General features: G+C 64.6%; 14 protein-coding genes and 2 pseudogenes. 7 read left to right on the top strand and 9 right to left on the bottom strand.

The features are described from left to right. Positions 1-24: 24 nt before the first annotated feature. The 8 genes from V2L18_RS08740 to V2L18_RS08705 all read right to left on the bottom strand — a co-directional run bounded on the left by V2L18_RS08740 (position 25) and on the right by V2L18_RS08705 (position 9,961). Positions 25-1,044 (bottom strand): FAD:protein FMN transferase, encoded by a 1,020-nt coding sequence (locus V2L18_RS08740; RefSeq protein WP_336177808.1) that lies wholly within the window; start codon positions 1,042-1,044, stop codon positions 25-27. A gap of 2 nt (positions 1,045-1,046) precedes the next feature. Beyond that, a complete protein-coding gene (locus V2L18_RS08735) occupies positions 1,047-1,622 on the bottom strand; it encodes a nitrous oxide reductase accessory protein NosL (RefSeq protein WP_336177806.1) in 576 nt (191 codons plus the stop codon). Next, positions 1,619-2,449, bottom strand: coding sequence for an ABC transporter permease subunit (locus V2L18_RS08730; protein WP_336177804.1), 831 nt, complete (start codon positions 2,447-2,449; stop codon positions 1,619-1,621). The genes V2L18_RS08735 and V2L18_RS08730 overlap by 4 nt, the downstream gene beginning before the upstream one ends. Further along, positions 2,443-3,369, bottom strand: a complete 927-nt coding sequence (locus tag V2L18_RS08725; RefSeq protein WP_336177802.1) for an ABC transporter ATP-binding protein — start codon at positions 3,367-3,369, stop codon at positions 2,443-2,445. Before V2L18_RS08725 ends, V2L18_RS08730 begins: the two co-directional genes overlap by 7 nt. After that, complete coding sequence (locus V2L18_RS08720; RefSeq protein ID WP_336177801.1) at positions 3,366-4,667, bottom strand: nitrous oxide reductase family maturation protein NosD; 1,302 nt, start codon at positions 4,665-4,667, stop codon at positions 3,366-3,368. The genes V2L18_RS08725 and V2L18_RS08720 overlap by 4 nt, the downstream gene beginning before the upstream one ends. A gap of 2 nt (positions 4,668-4,669) precedes the next feature. Next, the gene (nosZ, locus tag V2L18_RS08715) at positions 4,670-6,583 is read right to left on the bottom strand and encodes a TAT-dependent nitrous-oxide reductase (protein WP_336177799.1); all 1,914 of its coding nucleotides are present in this window, start codon (positions 6,581-6,583) and stop codon (positions 4,670-4,672) included. Positions 6,584-6,610: 27 nt separating this feature from the next. Next, complete coding sequence (locus tag V2L18_RS08710) at positions 6,611-8,821, bottom strand: 4Fe-4S binding protein (RefSeq protein ID WP_336177798.1); 2,211 nt, start codon at positions 8,819-8,821, stop codon at positions 6,611-6,613. 444 nt (positions 8,822-9,265) lie between these two features. Beyond that, the gene (locus V2L18_RS08705; protein WP_336177795.1) at positions 9,266-9,961 is read right to left on the bottom strand and encodes a Crp/Fnr family transcriptional regulator; all 696 of its coding nucleotides are present in this window, start codon (positions 9,959-9,961) and stop codon (positions 9,266-9,268) included. Positions 9,962-10,221: 260 nt separating this feature from the next. Between V2L18_RS08705 and V2L18_RS08700 the strand changes: the two genes are divergently transcribed. Together V2L18_RS08700 and V2L18_RS08695 are read left to right on the top strand one after the other, a co-directional pair. Continuing rightward, on the top strand, positions 10,222-11,385 hold the full coding sequence (locus tag V2L18_RS08700) for an NnrS family protein (protein ID WP_336177793.1): 1,164 nt from the start codon (positions 10,222-10,224) through the stop codon (positions 11,383-11,385). Positions 11,386-11,476: 91 nt separating this feature from the next. Then, on the top strand, positions 11,477-11,899 hold the full coding sequence (locus V2L18_RS08695) for a PAS domain S-box protein (RefSeq protein ID WP_336177791.1): 423 nt from the start codon (positions 11,477-11,479) through the stop codon (positions 11,897-11,899). 54 nt (positions 11,900-11,953) lie between these two features. Here V2L18_RS08695 and V2L18_RS08690 read toward each other — a convergent pair whose 3' ends face one another. After that, positions 11,954-12,652 (bottom strand): cyclic nucleotide-binding domain-containing protein, encoded by a 699-nt coding sequence (locus V2L18_RS08690; RefSeq protein WP_336177789.1) that lies wholly within the window; start codon positions 12,650-12,652, stop codon positions 11,954-11,956. A 257-nt stretch (positions 12,653-12,909) separates the two neighbouring features. Here V2L18_RS08690 and V2L18_RS08685 point away from each other — a divergent pair. The 5 genes and pseudogenes from V2L18_RS08685 to narJ all read left to right on the top strand — a co-directional run. Beyond that, positions 12,910-14,151, top strand: a pseudogene (locus tag V2L18_RS08685) (nitrate/nitrite transporter); the annotation flags it as partial. A gap of 261 nt (positions 14,152-14,412) precedes the next feature. Further along, positions 14,413-15,768 (top strand): annotated as a pseudogene (locus tag V2L18_RS08680) (NarK family nitrate/nitrite MFS transporter); the annotation flags it as partial. Positions 15,769-15,814: 46 nt separating this feature from the next. Continuing rightward, a complete protein-coding gene (locus tag V2L18_RS08675) occupies positions 15,815-19,570 on the top strand; it encodes a nitrate reductase subunit alpha (protein WP_336177788.1) in 3,756 nt (1,251 codons plus the stop codon). Further along, positions 19,567-21,105 (top strand): nitrate reductase subunit beta, encoded by a 1,539-nt coding sequence (gene narH, locus V2L18_RS08670; protein ID WP_336177786.1) that lies wholly within the window; start codon positions 19,567-19,569, stop codon positions 21,103-21,105. The genes V2L18_RS08675 and narH overlap by 4 nt, the downstream gene beginning before the upstream one ends. Further along, positions 21,105-21,815: a nitrate reductase molybdenum cofactor assembly chaperone gene (narJ, locus tag V2L18_RS08665; RefSeq protein WP_336178273.1), complete on the top strand. Its 711-nt coding sequence runs from the start codon at positions 21,105-21,107 to the stop codon at positions 21,813-21,815. Before narH ends, narJ begins: the two co-directional genes overlap by 1 nt. The last annotated feature ends 5 nt before the right edge of the window (positions 21,816-21,820 follow it).

Raw genomic sequence — 21,820 nt, 5'->3', positions numbered from 1 at the left:
TGTGCCGAAGGCCTCGCCGCCTGATCAGGCCGGGAGCCAGCGCGTGGTGCCGTTGCGCTCCACGACGCGCGCCCGTGAACGCGGGAAGGCGGCAAGCGCGTCCTCCAGTCCTTGCGTTCCCAGAACCAGTGCCGCAGTGGAAAGCCCGTCGGCGATCGCCGCGGAAGTCGCAATCACGCTTGCGCCGCGCAAGGGGCCGTCTGCGGGAGCGCCGCTGCGCGGATCGAGGATGTGGCCGATGCGCCCTTTCGCATCGAAGGTCGTGGCCGTGACGGCGGAACTGGCGACCGCCCTGTCCTTCAGCCGGATGCGTTGTGCGGCATTGCCCACACGTTCCGGATCGAGAGCGATCGGCCAGCCCGCGCCATCCGGGGGCGTGCCGTTTGCGCGGATCTCGCCCAGATCGACAAGAATATCCGTCAGTCCCTCTTCGCGCAGGAGCGCGCTCACCCGGTCGCTGATGAAGCCTTGCGCAATGCCGTTCAGCGTCAGCGCCATGCCGGGTCGGGCGAACGAGATCGCGTCGGTGTCGATGGAGACCCCGTCGAAGCCGACGCGGGCGCGCGCGGCCCGGATCGTCTCCTCGTCCGGTCCCGTCGCGGAGGTTGAAAAGCCTTCCGCGTAGGCCGCCCACAGCGGCTGGACGGACGGATCGAAGGCGCCGCCGGTTTCGCGGTGAAGCCGCTTGCTCAGTGTCAGCAGTTCCAGAAGCTCGAATGGCGGTGTTTCCAGCCGGCCGGTTTCATTAAGTCGGCTAAGCGAACTGTCGTGGCGGTACAGACTGAAGATCGCTTCCAGCCGGCGGATTTCTGCCTCTGCACGGGCAAAGATCCGCTGTGCCTCCGCTGCGTCGGGATGATAGAGGCGCATCTCGGCATCCGCGCCCAGAGCGATGCCGCGCCAGCTATGAAGGGGCGTATCCTGCACGACTGCAGCCCCGGCAGGGCCTGCGAGACCCGCCGCGCAGACGGCGAAGCCGGCGGAGATCTGCAGGAACCGGCGGCGGCTGACGGGCGTTGGCGTGATCCGTTGGTGCGCGTTCATGGTCAAAGCTCCCTGGCGGCGGATGTGTGCGCCATGCCGGTCGCATCGGCGGCGTTCATGTCCTTGGGCATCTCCACCGGCGCCAGCACGTAATCGTCGGGAATGTCGGCGAACCGCAGGATGCGTCCGCCGTTCGCGGCGACGAACGTCTCGGCATCCGTCTTCGCGCCGAACGGAATGGCCTCCGGCGCGCCCATGCCGCCGCGCCGTCCGCTTTCGATGACGAACCAGGCGGCGTCGGCGTCGATCCAGTTGTCCCGGCCGGGATGATCCCAGCTTTCTGCCTTGCCCATGTCGCTGACATAGATGGCGACGTAATCCTTGGGCTCCTCCGGCAGGCGGGTGAAGGCGACGGCGTCGCGTACCTGGGTGAACCACAGCGGCGCGGGATTGCCGGCCAAATGGATCTGCGCCTTCGGACCGTTGTGCTCCAGAACCGTCATCTGGCAGTAGTGGCCGGCGGCCTCCGCGGTGAGTTCGACCGGGGCGGGTTTCTCCGCGACCTTCTCCTCCTGACAGCCGCCCAGAAGCAGGGCAGCGACGGCCAGCGGGGCGAACAGGCGGGAAAACGTGGTCATGGCGTGATCCTCCGAACCAGCGCGACGGCGATGCCGAAGGCGGCGAGCGTGAAGGCGGCGATTGCCGCGAGCGCGGCCTCGGGCGGGAAGGGCAGGGCGTCGGAAACGCCGGCCATGCCGCCGACGAGATCGCTCGCGCCAAGGGCGGCGAGATTGAACAGGCGGAACGCGTCCGCCGGATTGGCGAGGATGGCGAGCGGGAAGATGCGGGTCGCAAACGTTCCCTCGGTATCCGCCACCAGCGCGCCGAGTAGCGCCAGATCGTAGAGCACGACGAGCACGAGCCAGGCGACGATGGCGAGCGCGGCCGCTGTTGAAACCTGGCGCACCGCTGCGCTCAGCACGTAGCCGACGGCGAGAAACGCCAGTCCCAGGAACGCCGATGTCGCGATCAGCCGGACGAAATCGACAAGTCCGGCGGAGCTTCCCGTGCCGACCGCCATCAGGAGCCCGGCCGTCACGCCGTAGCCGATGACGAGCGAGAGCGTGAGCACGGCGAAATGGCCGAGCCCCTTGCCGACGAGGAATTCCATCCGCGAGATCGGGCAGGAGAAGATGAGCAGCAGCGTTCCCCGGTCGATCTCGCCGGCCACCGCATCGAAGGCCAGCAGCAGAGCGATCAGCGGCACGAGATAAACCGACAGGCTCGCCAGCGAGGCGACCGTGATGGTCATGCGGTTGACGCCGAGCGTGCCGGCGGGCGCCGAGCCCAGCAGCGCCAGTGCCAGCGAGAAGGCGGCGAGGATCAGCGTTGCGAGCACGATCCAGCGATTGCGCAGGCCGATGCGCATTTCCTGACCGGCCACGGCGAGAATGCGGGTCAGCATGGCTCAGTCCTCCCGGGGCCGGGTGCGGGAACCGCGATGCCCGAGAAATGGCGGTAGACGTCGTCGAGGCTCGGCAGATGCACGTCGATGTCGATGACAAGATCGCCCAGTTCCGAAATCGCGGCGAGGCGCTGCAGCTTCTCGCTCGGATCGCAGACCAGTTCGACGGAACGGCCGTTGAGCCTGTGGCCGCCGAGCCGGTTCTCGATTTCCTCGACGCTCGCTTCCGTGCCCTGCACCTTCAGGCGGATCGGCAGATGCGCTGCGTTGCGCAGGTTCGCCAACGTGTCGTCGGCCACGAGCCGGCCCTTCGACAGGATCAGGATGCGGTCGGTGCGCGCCTCCACTTCGGTCAGCGCGTGGGAGGAGAGAAGCACGGTCGCCCCGGTCGCCGCGACCTCCTCCACGAGGGTATAGAAATCCTGTCGGGAAATTGGGTCGAGGCCGCTGGTCGGCTCGTCGAGTAGCACGAGGCGGGGCCGGCCGATCAGTGCCTGGGCGAGGCCGAGGCGCTGGCGCATGCCCTTGGAATAGGCACCCACCCGCCGTCGCGCCGCATCCGCCAGACCGACGCGCTCCAGAAGGGCTGCGGCTTTCGCCGGATCCTCGCCCTTGAGGCGGGCGTAGAAGCGCAGGATCTCTTCGCCCGTCAGCGCCTTCTGGAAGGCAACTGCCTCGGGCAGGTAGGCGGTGGCGCGGCGGGCGGCGGCCTGTCCGGGGCCGGCGTCCAGCACCGAGATCGTCCCCTCGTCCAGCGGCAGGAAACCGAGGATCATCTTGAACAGCGTGGTCTTGCCGGCGCCATTGTGGCCGAGCAGCGCCACCCGCTCGCCGGGCTCCAGATCGAAGCTCACCCGGTCGACGACCGTGTTGCGCGAAAAGCGCTTGGTGACCGTATCCAGGCTCAGAACGTGGCTCATCCCTGGCCTCCCGTTTCTGGCAATGAAACCTTCGGCGCCGTCTCTTCCGGCGGGTGCATCAGCGGTGCGGTGTCGACCACGCCTCCCGGCAGTAGGGCCGGAAACTGCGATTGCGTCCAGCGCAGCAGCTGTACCGCGGGGCTGCCCGTCAAAAGCTTCGCCGCCGGCTGGGTCCACAGGATCTGGTCGACCATGTCGTTGGGCCGGTAGGCGCTTTCCGCGATGCCGTCGCCATTGGTGTCGAAGGCGGAATGATCGGACCAATAGTTGCCGCGCCCGTTTTCGCTCCACACCACATCGCGGGTGCCGACATACTTCACCTGCGTGCGGTTGCCGATGAAGGCATTGCCGGAAATTCTGTTGTCGGCGGAACCGGCGGTGAAGTGGATGCCGATCGGACAGCCCTCGAACCGGTTGCCGTGCACGACGTTCTTGTTGGCGTTGTACATGAAGAGGCACTTCTCGCCGCCCTCGCGCACCGTGTTGCCGGTGATCACGGCATCGTTTGCGTAGTTCAGCATCAGCCCGTGATTGCGGTCGCGTACCGAGGTGTTGTTGCGGATCGTCAGGCCTTGCGAAAACATCAGCGCGTAGCCGATGTCGTTTCCGATGGAGACGTTGCCCTCCACCGTACCGTCGTTGCCGTACATGTAGTGGATGGCGAAGCGAAGCTTCTCGAAGCGGTTGCCGCGCAGCGTGTCCTCGCGGCTCGTGTTGACGAAGATGCCGTCGCGGCCGTAGCGGATGGTGTTGCCCTCCGCCAGAAGATCCGGCGCGTTCCAGACATAGATGCCGTTTCCGCGTTCGTTCATGCGCAGGTCGCGCCGTCCCTCGATCAGGTTGCCCGAAACGGTCGCGCCGATCGCGCCGTGAACGTCGACGCCGACGAGGTTGTTGAGAAGCCTGTTGTCGCGCACCACCGCGCGCTTGACGCCCTTCACCAGCTTCACGCCGGAATCGAGCGTTTCGTTGGAAAGTCCCGATCCGGTGATGGTGAGGTTTTCGACCGACACGTCGTCGGCCTCGATGGTTATCACGCTGCCGGAGCCGTTGCCCTCGATGATCGCCCCGCTCTCGCCTTCGAGTGTCAGCGGCTTGTCGAGGACGACGGGGCCGACATGGGTGCCGGGGGCAAGCCGGAGGGTATCCCCGGCTTGCGCTGTTTTTACCGCCCGCACGAGCGCATCCGCCCCGGCCGCGACCATCCGCTCCGCCGCCGCCGCCGGCAAGGCGGACGCGAGGAGGATGGCCAGGGCAAGGCCCGCAAGCGAGCCCTTGAAGGGGCGGATGCGTTTCATGGTCAGGCCGACTTCGGTTCGACGAGCATGCGGCCGCGCATTTCCATGTGCAGCGCATGGCAGAACCACTGGCAGTAGAACCAGTGCACGCCAGGCCGGTCGGCGGTGAACGTCACCGAGGCGGTCGCCTGCGGCGCGACTTCCATGGCCACGCCGTAGTTGGAGATGGTGAAGCCGTGGGTCAGGTCGTCGATGTCGTCGATGTTGGTGACATAGACGGTGACCTCATCGCCTTCCTTGACGGTGAATTTCTCCAGGCTGAAGGTCGGCGCGGTGGAGTACATGTAGACCCGCACCTTGTTGCCGTCGCGGATCACGTCGGCGGCATCCTCCGGATCGATCCCGTCGGCCTTGGCCTGGGCAACCGCATCGGCAAACATCGGATCGTCGCGTTTCCAGACCGTGACCGGGTTTACGACGGAGGCCTTGACGATGATGCTGTCATGCGGTTCGGCAAAGGTCGGGCCGTCGTGGACGACCTTCATCTCGTCGGAGGAGATGTCGATAAGCTGTTCGTTCTCCGGCTTCAGCGGACCGACATTCAGGAAGCGGTCCTTGGAGAACTTGTTCATCGACAGCAGCCACTTGCCGTCGGCCTCCGCCGTCTCGCCCATCGAGGTGGAGTTGTGGCCCGGCTGATAGTGCACATCGACTTTGGAGATGATCGGGTCGACATCCTCGCCCGCATAGGCGCGCACGGCCTTCTCGATGTTCCACTTCACGATCTGGCTGTCGAGGAAGAGCGTGGTAAACGCGTTGCCCTTGCCGTCATAGGCGGTGTGAAGGGGCCCGAGACCGAGCTGCGGTTCGGCGACGACCGCGGAGCGCGGATCGGCGTCGGTCTCGAACAGCGCGTCGAGCTTTTCGACGTCGATCACCGAGCAGGTCGGCGACAGCTTGCCGTTGATCACGACGTACTTCTTGTCCGGCGCGGTGTTGACGCCGTGCGGGCTGTTGGGGATCGGAATGTAGCGGGTGTACTTCTTGTTCTGCCCCTTGCGGCCGTCGATCACCTTGACGCCGTTGAGCTCCTGGTAGTCGCCCGCCTCGATGCCCTTCTCGATCTCCTTCAGGTTGAAGACGACCACGTGGTCCATCTCGTTCGCCGTCATCTCCGCAAGGTTCATGCCCATCTCGGAGTTGTAGGAGGTGGAGAAGGCGTACTTGCCCTGATAGTCGCAGTCGGTGTTGTCGAGGTTGCCCGACACGATCACCTGCCAGGCGACCTTCATCTCGTCGCCGTCGATGGCGGTGAAGATGTTCACGTATTTCGACGGCTCGTCGAGGATCTTGCCGTCGTTGACGAGCGGAGCCTCGTGCTCGGAGTTGGCGAAGATGTAGCCGGTGCGCGGATATTTCTGCGGGCGCATGCCATGGATATCGTGCGCATTGGGGATCTCGAGGATCTTGTCGCACTTCATCACGTCGCAGCGTACGCGCGCCACGCGGGTATTCGCCTTGTCGTTCATGAAGAGGTAGCGCCCGTCATAGGTGCCCTCGGTGAACGACATGTGCGGATGGTGCAGGTCGCCATTGTCGTAGGTTACCTTGCCGCGCGCCGCGAGAAAGGCCTTGGTCTCTTCCGTCAGGCCTTCGGTCAGAACCTTGAGCGACTCGTTCGTCTGACCCCATCCGGTGGCCGAACAGCGGTTGAAGACGGGAACGCGCATCAGCTCGCGCATCGACGGAACGCCCAGAATGCGCAGCTCGCCCGTCTGGCCCGATGACCAGAAGCCGTAATATTCGTCGAGTTCGCCGGGCGCGAGCTCGAACTTGGCGCCCTCCGCGGCCTGCGCGGACGATACCGCCGCGCCGCCCATCGCGAGCGCGCCCATGCCGCCGATCAGTGCGGCGCCGGCCGTTCCGCTGAACAGGTCGCGGCGCGAGACGCCGGCCTTATCTGACTTGTCTTGCATTTGCCTCTCTCCTTGGCTTTTGCGAGTTCATTCGGCCGGCGCGGGCGCGTCGGTGCCCGCCTCCGGTTTCACAAGCCCGGTCTGGATCTCGAACCGCCTGCGCTTGGCGGCCTTCTTGATGCACACGGGACATTTCTGGTCGTGCTGGTAGAGCACCTGGCAGTGCAGGCAGTTCAGGCACTCGTTGGGATTGATGTCGCCTTCCGGATGAATGGCCTGGACCATGCATTCCTTGGCACAGCGCTGGCAGGGATTGCCGCACTCGCGGTAGCGCTTCAGCCAGTTGAACATCCTCAGGCGAGCCGGAATGGCCAGCGCCGCGCCCAGCGGGCACAGATAGCGGCAGTAGAAGCGCTCAACGAAGAGCCCGATGCCCAGAAGCACGACCACGAAGGCGACGTAGGGCCAGGCGCGCTGGAACTTCAGGATGATCGCCGTCTTGAACGGCTCGACCTCGGCATAGTGTTCTGCGACATCAAGCGAATAGAGCGACAGGCCGAAGAGCGCGAGGAAGATCATGTACTTGATCGGCCACAGCCGCTCGTGCAGGCCCCACGGCAATTCCCATTGCGGGATGCGGGCGAGCTTGGCCAGGCGATTGGTGAGTTCCTGCAAGGCGCCGAAGGGGCAAAGCCAGCCGCAAAAGGCGCCACGCCCCCAGAACAGCAGTGCGGCGGCGACAGCGAACCACAGCAGGAACACCAGCGGATCCATCAGGAACGCGTCCCAGCTGAATTCGCCCGTCAGTGAGGAGAAGAAGGCCAACACGTTAACGACGGAGAGCTGCGCGTTCTCGATCCAGCCAAGCCAGACGAGGGTGAAGACGAGAAAGGCGATGCGGAACCAGAAGGTGAAGCGCTCGTGGCGGGTCACCTGCATCTGGAAGAAGAACACCAGCGTGAGGACGGCGAGCGCGGCGCCGAGCACGATGATATCGATCTTGCGGTCTTGCCAGATGCGCATCCACAGCTTCTGGCGCGCGTCGCCGTCGGTTGAGGCGGCAAGCGCGGGCGAACCCGAGCCGCCGGAGGCCGACGCAACGTTCGCCGGTGCCGCCGGAGCGATGGTCTTCAGGTAGCGTGCGGGCAGATCGTAGCCCAGATCGAAGGTCAGGAATGCCTTGTCGATGGCACCGATCCGGCGCTGCACCAGGAGCTGCAGCCGGAAGTCCTTCGCAGGATCGAAACCCGAGGATGCCGGAATGACGAACAGGTCCATCTCGGTGAAGCCCGGCGCGCCGTCGGCCGCGATAGACCCGATACGCACATGTTGGCGATCGTGGAAGCGCACGGAAACGTCGTTCTGAATGAGCTGGATGCGGTCGAAGATGCCGCCGCGCACGTAGCCCGATCCCTTGAACGAATAGCGCCCACGGCCCATCACCGCGATGGCGTGATCGCCATCCTTCAGCCGCTTCATGAGATTTGCGTAATCCGCCTCTCCCAGCAGCGACAACCCGATGGAGGGCACGTCGGCGAGCGCGAGATACATGTCGACATAGGCATCCGTATCCGGTCCGTGTTCGGGGCGTGCGGAGGCCTTGGGGTCTCCGAGCCCGTCGAAGGCCTCGTTGATCTGGCCGACATCGAGCGACAGCCGGCGCACCGAGCCGTCGCCGGTCAGTTCCATCCAGTCGCGGACCTCGCGCTTGTCGGCGTCGATGATCTTTTGCGGTCCCTTGGCGGCCGTCGCGTCGGCGAGCCCGCCGAGGCCGAGCGCACGGGCCACCTTCAGGCTCGCGCGGACGATCGAATCATCGATCACCATGATGGTGACGGTCGCCCCGGAGATGATGTCGAGGTCGTGCGCTGCGCCGGCATCCTCGGCCTCCTTCTTGAGGTCGAGGCCGGCGTATTTCTCGGTCACGGCACGGATCTTCGCGTCCGGGATGCCGACCAGCACGATCGGTTCGGAATGCTTGACCAGCCGCACCCCGGTCAACACCGCGTCCGGCCCGATGCCGACGAGCGTGTGAATCGGCTTTCCGGAATAACCGGTCGTGGAGACGAAGTCGGAGGTGAGGAAGACGTAGCCGATTGTCTTGCCGTCCTTGATGGCGGGCACCACGGGCACGTCGGCCTGTCGTTCGCCGTAGGCGTCGGCGCCGGGAACAAGCTCGCCCACGGGAACCTTCTCGAGGAACGTGCCGACGAGTGGCGCGGCAATGCCGGCCCCCGCCAGCCAAAGGCTTGCAAGCGACGAAAGGACGAGAAGGCGCAGAAAGGAGAGGACTGACACGGGGAACACCGTAGGGAAGAGGAGGCAGCTTCTGGCGCACCATCTCTCAATGCGTGCGGGCTCTCTTTGCTTTTGCGCAAACAGGAATCATTTATTATGTGATTTGAGTCAAGTGAAGCTGAGGAATGTGAAAATACAACTACGGAAATCGCCGTTTTCTGGGAGATAAATTATATTCTATTTTTGGAATTTATTGATAGGAGAGGGGTACGTATTATCCGTTATTTTTTATCAAGTACGGTGCGAAAGGCTTCGCCCACGCGCGGGTGCTTGTTTGACGTGGAAATTTATTTGACCGCTAATGACAGGCTCGCCGCCCGTGCGCCCTCTCTCCCGTTCGCCATGACGCCCATCCCGATGCCACAAGCCCGGCCGCGCGACGTTGCGGGGCGACAAACTCGAAGGCGTTTTCTTCGGAAGAGGGGGATACGAGGGGGGCGGCCGTCAGCCGGCGGTCCCGCTCAGGTCTGCCAGCCTCTGCGGTTCCGTCACAACGATGTGGCGGCGGGTGCTTTCCACGATGCCCTGCTTCTGCCAGGCGCTGAGCAGGCGACTGACGGTATGCAGCGTCGTGCCCGTCATGTCGGAGATGTTCTGCCGCGTGACCGGAAAGGCGATTTCCACGCCGCCGTCCACCTTGCGGCCCGACTGGTTCGCCATGCGCAGCAGCGCCGAGGCGAGCCGCTGTTCCACCGCCTGGGTCGCCAGTTCAACGATCTGAGCGTGCAAGTCCTGCATCCGTTCGCCGACGACCTTGTAGGTCTCCGAGGCAAAGCCGTCGTATTTTTCCACGAACGTCTGCCAGAGGCTGACGGGCCAGGAAAGGGCGATCGATTCAGCCGCCGTCATCGCTGTCGCCGGATAGGTGTCGCGACCGATCGCCGGCGCGATGCCGAAGAGCTGGCCCGGCGCGATGTGGAGCGCGATGACGTGCTCGCCGCCGGGCGTGCTCCGCACCACGCGGATGTAGCCGTCGAGCAGCAGATAGAACCGGTCCGCCTTCAGGCCCTCGGAAAAGACGGCGATGCCTTCCTCGAAGCGTCTGGATGTCGCGAGATCCAGGATTTCGCGGATCTGCGAACGTTCAAGGCGCCTGAAAGGCGGCAGTGCGGACAGCAGGCTCTCGTCGATTTTGCTCAAGGTAAGACCGGAATTCTTGCTGGTTCTGCATGGGGTTGCACAGCACTAGAGCATAATGCCGAAGCGCTCACAAACCCTGAAGGCATGTCCATTGCGCGCAGTCTTAGCACGATGAAGGTTGCGCTTCGACAACGAAGGGCCGCAAGGCGTGGGCTAGCGTGTGCCCTATTCGCGGCGCCGGGAAACGCGAACTTCAGCGGCGCGTTCGGCGCCTGGCCGCGTCATGCGGCGGATTTCCCGCAATCATCCGGTGATGCTCCATGATGAACGCACGCACGATGCCCCTCTGGCTGACCGGTGGCTTCCGCCCGTTCTTCTTCCTCGGTGCGGTGGCGATGGCGGCCTCCGTCGCGATCTGGATACCCGTCTATCTTGGGCAGTGGCAGGTGCCCACCGCCTTCGCGCCGCGGGACTGGCATGTTCATACGATGCTGTTTGGTGGTGTGCTTGCCATCATCGCGGGCTTTGCGCTGACCGCCGTCAGCAACTGGACCGGCCGTCCGCCCGTGGCAGGCCGCGAGCTGCTCGGCCTCGTCGTGCTGTGGCTCGCCGGGCGCGTCGCGGTCTCGGCCTCGCTCCTGATCGGCCCCGTGACAGCCGCGGCTGTCGATCTTCTGTTTCCGTTGGCGCTCGTCGCCATCTTCGCCCGCGAGGTGATCGCCGGTGGCAACTACCGCAATCTCAGGGTCGTCGCCCTGGTTGCGCTCTTCGGCGTGGTCGATCTGTGCTTTCATGTCGAGGCGGCGGTGACCGGAAGCGCCGATCACGCCCTGCGTGCGGCCGTCGCCGTCGTGGTGACGATCATCATGTTGATCGGCGGGCGGATCGTGCCCGCCTTTACTCGAAACTGGCTGGCCGCGCGCCGGCAGGCCCGGCTGCCTGCGGGTTTCTCGTCCGTCGACAAGATCACGATGATCGCCTCTGTTACGGCGCTGATCGCCTGGATCGTGGTGCCGGAAAGCCTCGTGACCGGGGGCTTACTGCTCGTGGCCGGACTGCTGAACGCCGTCCGCATGGCCCGGTGGTGCGGTCTTGCAACCCGCCGCGAGCCGCTGCTCTTCGTGCTGCATCTAGCCTTCGCCACCATTCCGGCCGGCTTTGCCTTTCTGGGCGCGGCGATCGTCAGCGACGGGGTGCTCGATCCGGTGGCGGCCGTGCATGTGTGGACGACTGGCACCGTCGGGCTGATGACGCTCGCGGTGATGATGCGGGCGAGCCGCGGGCATTCCGGCCGCGCGCTTGAGGCAGGGTGGCTGGAGGTGACCGTCTATGTTTTGGCCGGACTGGGAGCGCTCGCCCGCGTCATTGCGCCGCTGATGCCGGTCTGGATGCTGCCTCTCTTCGAGATCGCGGCCCTGGGGTGGGTGGCGGCCTACCTGCTTTTCGCCGCTGGCTATTTCCGCATGCTTTTCGTAAGGCCGTGACGGGGGCGTCCAGCGTGAACAAGACGGCATGCCGCCGATCGGAAGCCACGGCCCGGTCGCGGGAAAACAGCAGCAAGAAAACGGAAAGACAATGAACACGGAAGAGATCGCGCGAAAGCTCCTCGAAGGGCTTCCCGACGCCCTGGTGATCGCCGACCGCGCCGGCATCATCCGTTTCTGGAACGCCGGTGCGGAGAGGATTTTCGGCTTTCGCGAAAGCGAGGCGCTCGGCCAGTCGCTCGATATCATAACGCCCGAAAGGCTGCGCGAGCAGCATTGGCAGGGGTATGAAAGAACGATGCGGACCGGCAAGACGCAATATGGCGCCGGCGATCTGCTGGCCGTGCCGGCGATCCGCAAGGGCGGGGCGCAGATATCGGTTCAGTTCTCGATCATTCCGATGCGGGATGAATCCGGCGAGCTGGAGGCGATTGCGGCGGTCATGCGCGACGTGACGCTGGACTTCGAGGAACGCAGGATGCTGCGAAAGGCGCTGCGGGACGCTCAGTCATAGCCTCACTCGCGGCGGATGCGGCCGCCCCGCTCTGCCATCCGTTTCCTTCGTCCCTCAGGTGGTGCGGTCGTCGATGAGCGCGCTCGGCTTGGCAAGCGTGGTGAGCGCCGGCATGTCCGTCAGGCGGATCACGTTGCCGTCCACGTCCACGCCATAGGGGCGCAGCGTGTTCAGCGCCCGCGAGAGGTTTTCCGGGGTCATGCCGAGCATCGACGCCAGCTTGCGCTTGTCATAGGGCAGCACGAGTTCGCCGGTGCCGCCCTGCTCCTTCTCGAAGCTGACAAGCCGGTTCGCCAACCGCTCCACGGCCGAGCGCAGTTTCAGATCCTTGTGCTCCTTCACCATGCCGCGATAGCAATCGGCCAGTTCGCTGATGATGGCGCGGGCGAAATCGGAATCCGCCTCGAACACCTGCCGCACGTCCTCGGCCGGTATCAGCAGCACCTTCGACTTGTCCACGGTGCGTGCGGACATCAGATAGGGCGCGTCTTTGATCACGGCCGCAAGAATGAAGGTGCCGATCGGATGGACCATGCCCATCGTCGCCTGGCGGTCGTTCCAGCTGGCATAGAGCTCGACGCAGCCCTCCACCACCACATAGAGAAAGTCGGCGCTGTCGCCTTCGGCGATCAGGTCGAGCTGGGCGGGAAAGGTCTGCAGATAGGCGGCCTGCATGAGCTCGGCGAACCGTTCCTCCGACATCGAGCGGAACAGTTGCAGGTCGCGAACCTCCGGCAAATCGCTGGAGCGCATCGAGGTTCGATCTCCCTCGGATCCTTGATAATTATCAAGCAACGTCACGTCGCTTTTAGCAATGTCGGCGCGGCTTCGCAAACGATTGCGTGATGGCCGTAAAGCCGCATCTTGATCGTGAAACGGCGTGCCCTTGTTTCTTCGATACAGTCGGCGAGAGTTGATTCAGGTCAAGAGACTTCCGCATTCCTGCGCAGACCTTGCGCACATCTTCAAAGGTACAGGCAACAAAAGCCGTCCAATCGAAGGGGTGCACGATGCATGCGTTGGAAGGGGTTTCTCGCCCGGATCAACTGAGGGCCCTCGGGCTCAGCACATTCGCCTTCACGGTCTGCTTCGCCGTGTGGACGATCTTTTCGATCATCGGAGTGAAGATCAAGGGTGAGCTCGGCCTGACCGACACCCAGTTCGGCCTCCTCGTGGCCACGCCGGTCCTTACCGGTTCGATCAGCCGCATCTTTCTCGGCGTGTGGACCGAGCAGTTCGGCGGGCGGATCATGTTTCCGCTGCAAATGCTGATCACCGCGGTCTGCGTATGGCTGCTGACCTCCGTGCACAGCTATCACGTCTTCCTGCTGGCCGCGCTGGGCCTTGGGCTGGCCGGCGGGTCCTTCATCATCGGCGTCGCCTATGTCTCGCAATGGTTCGAGAAGGAGCGCCAGGGCACCGCGCTTGGCATCTTCGGGGCCGGCAACGTGGGGGCCGCGGTCACGAATTTCGCTGCCCCCTTCCTTGTAGTGGCGCTCGACTGGGAAGGCACAGCGCGCGTCTATGCCGTCGTGCTGGCTGTAACGGCGGTGCTCTTCTACCTGCTCTCCAAGGACGATCCGGCCCAGGAAGAGCGCAAGCGCACCGGACGCAAGCCCGTCTCCGCAGCCGAACAGCTCGCCCCGCTGAAGAACATCCAGGTCTGGCGCTTCGCCACCTACTACTTCTTCGTCTTCGGCGGCTTCGTGGCGCTCGCTTCCTTCCTGCCGCGCTACTATGTGGGCGCCTACGGGCTGCCGCTGACAACTGCCGGCGTCTTTGCCGGCCTCTATTCGCTGCCCGGCTCCGTCTTTCGTGCGCTCGGCGGCTGGATGTCGGACAAGTGGGGCGCGCGCTCGGTGATGTACCTCACCTTCATCGTCTCGCTCTGCTGCCTTTTCGTCATGAGCTACCCGCAGACGAGCTACACCGTCTCGGGCATCAAAGGCGAGATCAGCTTCCATTTCGGTATTGGCGTCACCGTCTTTGTTGCGCTCACCGTCCTGCTCGGCTTCGTCATGAGCCTCGGCAAGGCCGCGGTCTACAAGCACATCCCGGTCTACTATCCGCACCACGTGGGCGCGGTCGGCGGCCTGGTCGGCATGATCGGCGGCCTCGGTGGGTTCTTCCTGCCCATCGCCTTCGGCGTGCTGCTGGATGCAACGGGTGTGTGGACCGCCCCCTACATGCTGATGTTCGTTCTCGTCGCGGTCTCCACGGTCTGGATGCATGTCGCCATCCGCCGGATGGAGAAGAGGCGTCATCCCGCGCTCGCGGACGAGAGACATCTCTCAGACGTGCCGGATGCGCCGCTCGCGCAACCCGATGCCGGAATGACGCGAGCGCCTGACGCCGCGCATCCGCATCCGATCGCCTGAACCCGGGCTCGCCGGCGCCGGGCCTTGAGGTCCGGGCCGGATGCCCGATGGCGCGGGCCAGAGCGCGTCTCCCCGCCGCCCGCGCCTCCCTTTTTCTCCGTGACAGGAACCTTGATCATGTCTTCCGCGACATCCGCCACCGGCCGAAGCAGCCATACCCTGATCGACTGGCGGCCCGAGGACGAGCCGTTCTGGGACGCCACCGGCAGGGCTATCGCCACCCGCAACCTGTGGATCTCGATCCCCAACCTGCTGCTGGCCTTCTCCGTGTGGATGGTCTGGTCGGTTGTGGTCGCAAAGATGCCGGCCATCGGCTTCGACTTCTCGGTCGGCGAACGCTTCTGGCTCGCCGCATTGCCGGGGCTTTCTGGCGCCACCTTGCGCATCTTCTACAGCTTCATGATCCCGATCTTCGGCGGACGGAAATGGACCGCACTGTCCTCCGCGTCGCTTCTCCTGCCGGCCATCGGCATCGGCATCGCCGTGCAGGATTCCACGACGTCCTACACGACCTTTCTCATTCTGGCGCTGATGTGCGGCTTCGGCGGCGGCAACTTCGCCTCCTCCATGGCCAACATCGCTTACTTCTACCCCAAGAAGACCAAGGGCAACGCGCTGGCGCTGAATGCCGGTCTCGGCAATCTCGGCGTCTCGGTGATGCAGTTCCTGGTGCCGCTGGTCATCACCGCCGGCGTCTTCGGCGCGATCGGCGGCGATCCGCAGACTTTGTCGGACGGCTCCCGGCTGTGGCTCCAGAACGCCGGCTACGTCTGGGTGCCCTTCATCGCGGTGAGCGCGCTCGCGGCCTGGTTCGGGATGAACGACATCGCCTCCGCGCAGGCGAGCTTCAAGGAGCAGTCGATCATCTTCACCCGCAAGCACAACTGGATCATGTGCATCCTCTATACCGGCACCTTCGGCTCCTTCATCGGCTATTCGGCGGGCTTCCCGCTCCTGATGAAGACGCAGTTTCCCGCCGTCGATGCGCTTTCCTATGCCTTTCTCGGTCCACTCGTGGGCGCGCTCAGCCGGGCGGCGACGGGCTGGATCTCCGATCGCTGGGGCGGCGGCCGGGTGACGCTGTGGACCTTCGTCGGCATGATCTTGGCGGTTGCGGGCGTGCTCTACTTCCTCGCCGCCAAGGACCAGCCGGGCGCCTTCTGGGGCTTCTTTGCCTGCTTCATGGCCCTGTTCTTCCTGACCGGCGTCGGCAACGCCTCCACCTTCCAGATGATCCCCTCGATCATGCGCCGCGAAGTGCCGCGGCTGATGCCGGAACTCGCCGGCGACGCGCTGTTCAAGCAGTCGGAGCGCGAGAGCGCGGCGATCATCGCCTTCACCTCGGCCATCGCCGCCTACGGCGCCTTCTTCATCCCCAAGGCCTACGGCACCTCCATCGCCATGACAGGCGGTCCGGAAGCGGCCCTTTGGTGCTTCGGCATCTTCTATGCGGTCTGCGTCGTCATCACCTGGGCCTTCTACGCGCGCCGCTCCGCGCCGGTGCCCTGCTGAGAAACCCGCGGGAAAGGTAATCGCAATGTCAAATCTGATCGACCGATTGAACTTCCTCAAACCGCGCAACGTCGGCACCTTCGCCGATGGCCACGGCGTGACCACCAACGAGAGCCGCGCCTGGGAAGACGCCTACAGAAAGCGCTGGCAGCACGACAAGATCGTGCGCTCCACCCATGGCGTGAACTGCACCGGCTCGTGCTCGTGGAAGGTCTACGTCAAGGGCGGGATCGTGACCTGGGAGACCCAGCAGACCGATTATCCGCGCACCCGGCCGGACCTGCCCAACCACGAACCGCGCGGCTGTTCGCGCGGCGCCAGCTACTCCTGGTACATGTATTCTGCCAACCGGGTGAAATACCCGCTGATCCGTTCCCGGCTTCTGAAGCTGTGGCGACGCGAGAGAGCCGTGAAGACCCCGGTCGGCGCCTGGGCGGCGATCCAGGAGGATCCGGCAAAGCGGGCCGAATACGTCAAGGTGCGCGGTCTCGGCGGCTTCGTGCGCGCCACCTGGGACGAGGTCAACGAGATCATCGCCGCCGCCAACGCCTATACGGCGAAGACGTGGGGTCCGGACCGGGTCGTCGGCTTTTCGCCGATCCCGGCCATGTCGATGGTCTCCTATGCGGCCGGTGCCCGCTACCTGTCGCTGCTGGGCGGCACGTGCCTGTCCTTCTACGACTGGTACTGCGACCTGCCGCCGGCCTCGCCGATGACCTGGGGCGAGCAGACGGACGTTCCGGAATCGGCCGACTGGTACAATGCCGGCTTCCTGATGCTGTGGGGCTCCAACGTGCCGCAGACGCGCACGCCGGACGCCCATTTCTACACCGAGGTCCGCTACAAGGGCACCAAGTCGGTGGTGGTCTCGCCGGACTATTCCGAGGCCGCGAAATTCTCCGACATGTGGCTGCACCCCAAGCAGGGCACGGATGCGGCGCTGGCGCTGGCCATGGGCCACGTCATTCTGCGCGAATTCCACCTCGACCGGCAGGCGGAGTATTTCGAGGACTATTGCCGCCGCTACACCGACATGCCGATGCTGGTGAAGCTCGTCGAGAAGGACGGCCGCCTCGTTCCCGACCGGATGCTGCGCGCCTCCGATTTCTCCGACGAACTGGGCGAAGCCAACAATCCCGAGTGGAAGACGGTCGCCATCGACGCGGACGGGGCACTGGTGACGCCCAACGGCTCCATCGGCTTTCGCTGGGGCGAGCAGGGCAAGTGGAATCTGGAGGCCAAGGACGGCAAGGGCAGGGACGTCGCCCTGCGCCTCTCGCTGATCCTCGGCGAGGACCATGACGAGGTCGCCTCCGTCGGTTTCCCCTATTTCGGCAATCGTGAGCACGATTTCTTCGAAGGAACCGAGCATGACAGCGTGCTGGTGCGCAAGGTTCCGGCCCGCAGGCTGAAGCTGGCCGACGGCGAGACCATCGTCGCCACCGTGTTCGACCTGTTCGTGGCAAACTACGGGCTCGACCGTGGCCTGGACGACGCCAATTCCGCCAGCGCCTACGACGAGGATCTGCCCTACACGCCGGCCTGGGCGGAGCGGATCACCGGCGTGCCGCGCGACCATATCGTCACCGTGGCGCGCGAATTCGCATCCAACGCGGAAAAGACCAACGGCCGCTCGATGGTCATCCTCGGAGCCGGTCTCAACCACTGGTATCACATGGACATGGCCTATCGGGGGATCATCAATCTCCTGGTCATGTGCGGTTGCGTCGGCCAGTCCGGCGGGGGCTGGAGCCATTATGTGGGGCAGGAAAAGCTCCGGCCGCAGACCGGCTGGCTGCCGCTCGCCTTCGGTCTCGACTGGTCGCGCCCGCCACGGCAGATGAACTCCACATCGTTTTTCTATGCCCACACCGACCAGTGGCGTTACGAGACGCTCAAGGTGGAGGAAATCCTGTCGCCGACGGCGCCGGAAGGACCGTGGGACGGCGCGCTGATCGACTACAACATCCGCGCCGAACGCATGGGGTGGCTGCCGTCGGCGCCCCAGCTTCGCACCAATCCGCTGGAGGTCGCCAAGGCGGCGGCCAAGGCCAGGGTGGAGGCGAAGGACTTTGTCGTCTCCGCGCTCAAGGACGGCAGCCTCAAGATGTCGTGCGAGGACCCGGACGATCCCGCCAACTGGCCGCGCAATCTGTTCGTCTGGCGCTCCAACCTGCTGGGCTCGTCGGGCAAGGGGCACGAGTATTTCCTCAAGCACCTGCTCGGCACATCGCATGGCGTGCTGGGCAAGGATCTTGGCGAAGAAGGCGTAGCGCAGTCCAAGGAAGTCGCCTGGCACGAGGAGGCGCCGGAAGGAAAGCTCGACCTGCTGGTCACGCTCGACTTCCGCATGTCCACCACCTGCGTCTATTCCGACATCGTCCTTCCCACCGCAACCTGGTACGAGAAGAACGACCTCAACACCTCCGACATGCACCCCTTCATCCACCCGCTGACGAGCGCGGCCGATCCCGCCTGGGAGGCCAGAAGCGACTGGGACATCTTCAAGGGGATCGCCCGCTCGTTCTCTGACGTGGCGCCGGAAGTGCTGGGCGTGGAGAACGACGTCGTGATGGTGCCGATCCTGCACGACACGGCCGGCGAACTCGCCCAGCCGCTCGACGTGCGCGACTGGAAGAAGGGCGAGACCGACCCGGTTCCGGGGCGCACGATGCCGGCGATCACCGTGGTCGAGCGCGACTATCCCAACCTCTACAAGCGCTTCACGTCGCTCGGGCCGCTGATGGACAAGCTCGGCAACGGTGGCAAGGGGATTTCCTGGAACACCGAGCACGAAGTGGATCTGCTCGGTCGCCTGAACGGCCTCGTCACCGAGGACGGCGCATCGAAGGGCCGGCCGCGGATCGAGACGGATATCGATGCGACCGAGGTCATCCTGTCGCTTGCGCCGGAGACGAACGGCGAGGTCGCGGTCAAGGCCTGGGAAGCGCTGTCGAAGGCCACGGGCCGCGAACACGCCCATCTCGCCATCCCCAAGGAGGACGAGAAGATCCGCTTCCGCGACGTGGTCGCCCAGCCGCGCAAGATCATCTCCTCGCCGACCTGGTCCGGCCTTGAATCGGAAAAGGTCTGCTACAATGCCGGCTACACCAACGTCCACGAGCTGATCCCCTGGCGCACGCTCACCGGCCGCCAGCAGCTCTATCAGGACCATCTGTGGATGCGGGCCTTCGGCGAGGGCTTCTGCGTCTATCGCCCGCCGATCGACACCAAGTCGGTCAATCCCGCGCTCGCCGCCAAGGCCGACGGCGCGCCGCATCTGGTGCTGAACTTCATCACCCCGCACCAGAAGTGGGGCATCCATTCGACCTACACAGACAACCTGCTGATGCTGACGCTCAATCGCGGCGGGCCTGTCGTTTGGCTGTCGGAGACCGACGCCGCGAAGGCCGGTATCGCCGACAACGACTGGGTGGAGGTCTACAACGCCAACGGCGCGCTGGTCGCCCGTGCGGTCGTCTCCCAGCGCATGAAGGACGGAACGCTCTTCATGTACCACGCGCAGGAGAAGATCGTGAACACGCCGGGATCGAAGATCACCGGCCAGCGCGGCGGCATCCACAACTCGGTCACCCGGACGATCACCAAGCCGACCCACATGATCGGCGGCTACGCCCAGCAATCCTACGGCTTCAACTACTACGGCACCGTCGGCGCCAACCGCGACGAATTCGTCGTCGTGCGGCGGCTGGAGAAGGTCGACTGGCTCGACGGCGAGGAGCGAACCGCAGGCACCCATGCCAAGGAGGCGGCAGAATGAAGATCCGTGCCCAAATCGGAATGGTGTTGAACCTCGACAAGTGCATCGGTTGTCACACCTGTTCCGTCACCTGCAAGAACGTGTGGACCAATCGCGAGGGCGTCGAATACGCCTGGTTCAACAACGTGGAGACCAAGCCCGGCATCGGCTACCCGAAGGAGTGGGAAAACCAGAAGAAGTGGAACGGCGGCTGGGTGCGCGGCAAGAACGGCAGGATCCGGCCGAAGGCCGGCGCCAAGTGGCGCATCCTCGCCAACATCTTCGCCAACCCAGACCTGCCGGAGATCGACGACTACTACGAGCCGTTCGACTTCGACTACGAGCACCTGCAGACGGCACCCGAAGGCAAGACCATGCCGACGGCCCGGCCGCGCTCGCTGATCTCCGGCGAACGCATGGAAAAGATCGAGTGGGGGCCAAACTGGGAGGAGATCCTGGGCGGCGAGTTTTCCAAGCGCTCCAAAGACGTCAATTTCGAAGGGGTCGAGAAGGAGATCTACGGCCAGTTCGAAAACACCTTCATGATGTATCTGCCGCGCCTGTGCGAGCATTGCCTCAACCCGGCCTGCGTCGCCTCCTGCCCCTCGGGCGCGATTTACAAGCGCGAGGACGACGGCATCGTCCTGATCGACCAGGAGAAATGCCGGGGCTGGCGAATGTGCGTCTCCGGTTGTCCGTACAAGAAGATCTACTACAACTGGTCGTCGGGAAAATCGGAAAAGTGCGTCTTCTGCTATCCGCGCATCGAGGCGGGGCACCCGACCGTGTGCTCGGAAACCTGCGTCGGCCGCATCCGCTATCTGGGCGTCGTGCTCTATGATGCCGACCGCATCGAGGAAGCGGCATCCTGCTCGGACGAGAAGGATCTCTATGAGGCGCAGCTGAAGATCTTCCTCGATCCGAACGATCCCAAGGTTATCGAGCAGGCCCGCAAGGACGGGATTTCTGACGCCTGGCTGGAAGCTGCCAGGCACTCGCCGGTCTACAAGATGGCGATGGAATGGAAGGTCGCCTTCCCGCTCCATCCCGAATACCGGACCCTGCCGATGGTCTGGTACATCCCGCCGCTCTCGCCCATCCAGTCGGCGGCCGAGGCCGGCAAGATCGGCATGGACGGTGCCATGCCCGACGTGCGCTCCATGCGCATCCCCGTTCGCTATCTCGCCAACCTCCTGACCGCCGGCAACGAGAAGCCGGTCGTCCATGCGCTGGAACGCATGCTGGCGATGCGCGCCTACATGCGTGCCAAGACCGTCGACGGCGTCATCGACGAGGCGGTGGCAAAACGCGTCGGCATGAGCCCTCAGATGATCGAGGACATGTACCAGGTGATGGCGATCGCCAATTACGAGGACCGCTTCGTCATCCCGACCTCGCACCGCGAGATCTCCGAGGACGCCTACGACGTGCGCGGCTCCTGCGGCTTCTCCTTCGGCAACGGCTGTTCGGGCGGCACCTCCACCCCCGATCTCTTCTCCGCCAAACGCACCCGCACGGTCCACACCCCGAGCGACGTCTTCAAGGAGCGCGCATGATGACCCCGAGCCTCAAGATCCTCTCGCTGTTGCTCTCCTATCCGGGCCCCGACCTTCAGCGCGCCGCGTCGGAGATGGTGCAATTGGTGCGTGACGACGCTTCTCTCTCAGCCACCGCGCGCGCCGCGTTGTTGGAGCTGATCGACGATATCGCGAAAGGAGATCTCACCGATCTTCAGGAGCGCTACGTCTTTCTCTTCGACCGCACGCGCACGCTGTCGCTGCACCTGTTCGAACACGTACACGGCGAAAGCCGCGACCGCGGGCAGGCCATGGTCGATCTGATGGCGACCTACGAGGCCGCTGGCCTTCAGATCGATGCCAGGGAGCTGCCCGACTACCTGCCGCTGTTTCTGGAGTTCCTGTCGCAGCGCTCGGAAGCGGAGGCGGGCGAATTCCTCGGGCAGACCGCGCACATCCTGACAGCCCTCAAGGAGCGGCTGGAAAAGCGCGGCTCGGTCTATCGCAACGCTTTCGCCGTGTTGGAGGAGATGGCGCTCACCGCGCCCGACCGCGCGCTTCTGGACGAGTTGCGCCAGATGCCGGAGGACGATCCGCAAGACCTGCAGGCGCTCGATGCGATCTGGCAGGAGGAAGCCGTCACCTTTGGCGGCAATGCCGGGGAGGGCGCCTGCGGCCCCGACCGCTTGCAGCGCCGGATGCGCGCATCTTCGCGCGACGTCTCCACCCATGCCGGCCACCGGGCCTGAGGAGG

It is taken from the genome of Breoghania sp. JC706 (assembly GCF_037026715.1).
GTDB lineage: Bacteria > Pseudomonadota > Alphaproteobacteria > Rhizobiales > Stappiaceae > Breoghania.
This window is presented reverse-complemented; position numbering and strand designations above follow the sequence as displayed.